We start from the raw sequence: 3,945 nt of genomic DNA on the forward strand, positions 1-3,945 counted from the left end.
GTTCGATTGGCGCGCTGGCAATCGCGCCGTCGGAGCCGGCGGTGATCTACGTCGGAACCGGCGAAGCCGACATGCGTTCGGACATTGCGCAGGGCAACGGCGCGTACAAGTCGGTCGACGCCGGCCGCACCTGGTCAAAGATCGGCCTCGAGGACACCCAGCAGATCGGCCGCATCCTGGTCGATCCGCATGACGCCAACAACGTGTTCGTCGCCGCACTCGGTCATCCGTATGGACCCAATGCGCAGCGCGGCGTGTTCCATTCGCGCGATGGCGGCACGTCATGGCAGCGCGTGCTTGGCGAAGGCGATTCGGTCGGTGCGATCGATCTCGCATTTGAACCCGGCAACAGCCAGGTCATCTACGCAAGCCTGTGGCAGACCCGACGCACGCCATGGAACATCTATCCGCCGGCCAACGGTCCCGGCAGCGGCCTGTACAAGTCGAGCGACGGCGGCGCGCACTGGAAGAAGCTGGGCAACGGCTTCCCCGAGCACGTCGGCCGCGTCGGCATCGACGTCGCACGCAGCGATCCGAAGCGCGTCTACGCAATCGTCGACAACGAACACCTCGACGACCAGGTGGGCGGCCTGTATCGCTCGGACGACGCCGGCGAGCACTGGCGCAAAACCAGTGACGATGCACGTATCTGGCAGCGCGGCTGGTATTTCGGTCGCGTCACGGTCGATCCGACGAATGCGGATCGGCTCTATCTTCCGAACACCATCCTTCTGCGATCCGATGACGCTGGCGCGCATTTCACCGCACTGAAGGGCGACAACACCGGCGACGATTTCCACGAACTCTGGATCGACCCTGCCGATCCGCAGCGACAGGCACTCGCGGTCGACCAGGGCACCATCGTCACCGTCAACGGCGGCGCAACCTGGTCGAGCTGGAACAACCAGCCGACTGCGCAGATGTACCACGTCAGCACCGACAACCGGTTTCCGTATCGCGTGTACGGCGCGCAGCAGGATTCAGGTGCAGCCGCGCTGCCGAGCCGCAGCGGTGATCGCGACGGCATCACCATGCGCGAATTCCACGAAGTCACGGCTGGCGGCGAGAGCGGCATGATCGCGCCGGACCCGAGCGATCCGGACATCGTTTACGGCGGCGAGGTCGACAAGCTCGACCTGCGCACCGGACAGACGCAATCGGTGAACCCGACCCTGGCCGAGCCCGATCTCTACCGGCGCACCTGGACGTTGCCGCTGGCATTCTCCAAACGCGATCCGCGCACGTTGTACTTCGGCAACCAGAAAGTCTGGCGCACGCGCGATGGCGGCGCACACTGGGACGCGATCAGTCCGGATCTCACGCGCGAGAACCCGCCAGTTCCTGCCACCCTCGACGCGTCCAGCGCGGCGAACCACCAGCAGATCGGCACGCGACGGGGCGTCGTCTATGCGATCGCGCCGTCTCCACTCGATGCGAAACTGCTGTGGGCCGGTACCGATGACGGCCTCGTCTGGCGGACGCGCGACGAGGGCGCGCATTGGGATGACGTGACGCCCAGCGCGATCAGCGCGTGGTCGAAGGTCGGTATCATCGAGGCGTCGCACTTCGATGCCGACAGCGCCTACATCGCCATCGATCGCCATCGCCTCGACGATCGCAAGCCGTATATCTATCGCACGCAGGACGGCGGCAAAACCTGGAGTCTGATCGTCAGCGGAATCCGCGATGGCGACTTCGTCAACGCGGTGCGCGAAGACCCGCAACGCAAGGGTCTGCTCTACGCTGCCACCGAACTCGGCATCTACGTTTCGTTCGACGACGGCACCCACTGGCAGACACTGCAGGCGAACCTGCCGCGCACGTCGGTGCGCGACATCGACGTGCACGGAGATGACCTCGTCGTCGCGACGCATGGACGCGGATTCTGGATCATGGACGACATCGCTCCGCTGCGGCAGATCGACGGGACACATTCGGTCAACGAGGCGCGCTTGTTCGCACCCTCAAGAGCGATCCGCTTTCGCGTGGCGGAATTCACTGGAACACCGCTTCCGAAAGACGAGCCGATGGCGAGCAATCCAGCGGTCGGCGCCGCGATCGACTATGTGCTCGCGCATGCGGCACAGACTCCGGTCAAGCTGACGATCCGCGGTTCGGGCGGCAACATCGTGCGCAACTATTCCAGCGCCGATGCTGTGTTCAACACCGACCCGTTGACCAGTGACGCTGCGCCGGAGTGGGCAACCATCCCATCGACATTGCCGACCAGCGCAGGCATGCACCGGTTTGTCTGGTCATTGCGACGTGCCGCTCCCGCTGAACTTGCCGATCATCCCGGCGCCGACGGCATTCTGGTGCCGCCCGGAACGTACAGCGTCGAGCTTGCCGTCGATGGCCGCACGTTGCGTCAGCCGCTCAACGTGGCTGCCGATCCGCGCATCAATCTGGATGCCGATGCCCACGCGCGCCAGTACGCGTTTGCAGTGCAGGTGGAAGCGCTGCAGGCGCAGGTCGCACGTGTGCAAGGTGAAGCAAAGGCGCTGCATGCCGCGTTGGCTGGTGAACATGCCGGTACCAGCAAGGCGCTTGCACGCGCGATGAAGGCATTCGACGCAAAGATCGTCGCTGCTGCGTTCATCGTCGGTGCCGGCAATCCGCGCAACGCGTGGTCAATCCCGCCGAATTCCACGACGAGCCTGCGCTTCCTCTCGGATGCGCTCGGCAAACTGGCGCTGGCCGCGAACGGCGCAGATGCCGATCCGACTGCGGATGCGCGCGCGGGACTCGAGCTGTTGCAGACGAAAGTCGAGCACGCCATCGCGGACTGGTCCCGCCTGAAAGAGAATGAGCTTCCCTCATTGAACCAGCGGCTGCGCGCGAGCGGGAAAAAGCCGCTGCCGACGAAAGGAAACTAGTTCAGACGACTGATGGACCGGAGAATCGGCGGACTCAGTCCTTGCGAACGCGCACGCGGCGGGCAAGTTTCGGCTTCTCCGGTTCGCCGTTCGAGAACAGCGCGATCGCCGTGCGCGCGACCTGTCCGGTGTCGTAGTACGCATACGCGCCGACGCCCAGCGCGCCGATCAGCGGCAGCCAGCGGGCAATGCCGCGACCGGCGAGACGCCTGGACAGATGCACGCCGATCTTGGCGGCCGCGCGTTCGATCACGCGCAGCGGCACATCCTGGATCAGCAGCCTTGCGCCGACCTGCATGCCGACATCGCGCAACGCCTGAGCCGCCGCATGGCGAAACAGGCAATACAGCATGTGCGAGCGTGTCAGCTCGGCACTGACGCCATAGGCGCCGGCAATGTCGGCGACCATCTGCCGCTGGATCCGCCAGATCGCGACCAGCTCCGGCACGATCGTCAGCCAGCCGAGCGGGCCGGGCGGAAGCGCAAGAGTGCCCGCGGCGAGCGCGGCCTTGTTCGCCGCCGCGGCACCGATTGCACGCGCGCGATGATCCGGTCCGCGACTTTTGTGCTCGTCGGTGTCCGGAATGCGCCCGACCATCTCGAGCACGACGCGCGTCAGCCGCTCGCTGAGCGTGCCGCTGGATTCGGAATCCACTTTACGTGCGGGAACATTTCTGGTCATGGGCGGAGCACACTGAGAATCAGCAGCAATGGTCACCGTTCGACCGCCTGCGGGCAAGTGCGCTGCGCACGGTGTTGCATGCCATTCAGCGTCGCGAATCCCGGCGCAGATCACGCGCCGACCGCTGCGGCTCGCCCGCTTCAGTTGCAGCCGACCTCAGTCGAAGCCGTTCGCAAACACGGAATCACCCGCGCGCAGCGTCCCGACGATCAGCATGCGCGCGGCAACAGGGGGCGGCACGTCGAGCGGCGTGATCAATTCAACGACTCCGCCGCTGAGCGTGTCGATTCCATTCCACGCACCGCTTTGTTCGACGATCGCGCCAGGCAATGCGCCCGCGAAGAACGTGTCCGCATCGATTGCATTGCCGGCGGGATCCTCGAATGT

3 protein-coding genes are annotated in these 3,945 nt (G+C 65.2%); 1 reads left to right on the plus strand and 2 read right to left on the minus strand.

Going from position 1 to position 3,945, the window contains the following annotated elements; translation table 11 throughout:
- Window positions 1-2,876, plus strand: a 2,876-nt coding sequence (locus ABIV12_RS12245; RefSeq protein WP_348059657.1) for a hypothetical protein, incomplete at its 5' end; no start/stop codon positions are given.
- Window positions 2,877-2,910: 34 nt separating this feature from the next.
- Here ABIV12_RS12245 and ABIV12_RS12250 read toward each other — a convergent pair.
- Both ABIV12_RS12250 and ABIV12_RS12255 read right to left on the minus strand, forming a co-directional pair.
- Window positions 2,911-3,558: a hypothetical protein gene (locus ABIV12_RS12250; protein ID WP_348059658.1), complete on the minus strand. Its 648-nt coding sequence runs from the start codon at window positions 3,556-3,558 to the stop codon at window positions 2,911-2,913.
- A gap of 156 nt (window positions 3,559-3,714) precedes the next feature.
- Window positions 3,715-3,945 (minus strand): hypothetical protein (locus ABIV12_RS12255; protein ID WP_348059660.1); only part of this gene is annotated, 231 nt, incomplete at its 5' end.

The sequence above is a fragment of the Dokdonella sp. genome, from assembly GCF_039926425.1.
In the GTDB taxonomy this organism is placed as follows: domain Bacteria; phylum Pseudomonadota; class Gammaproteobacteria; order Xanthomonadales; family Rhodanobacteraceae; genus Dokdonella_A.

Bases quoted from the DNA above. Each gene is read 5' to 3' on its own strand.
- ABIV12_RS12250 (WP_348059658.1), bottom strand. From the start codon at position 3,558: ATGACCAGAAATGTTCCCGCACGTAAAGTGGATTCCGAATCCAGCGGC.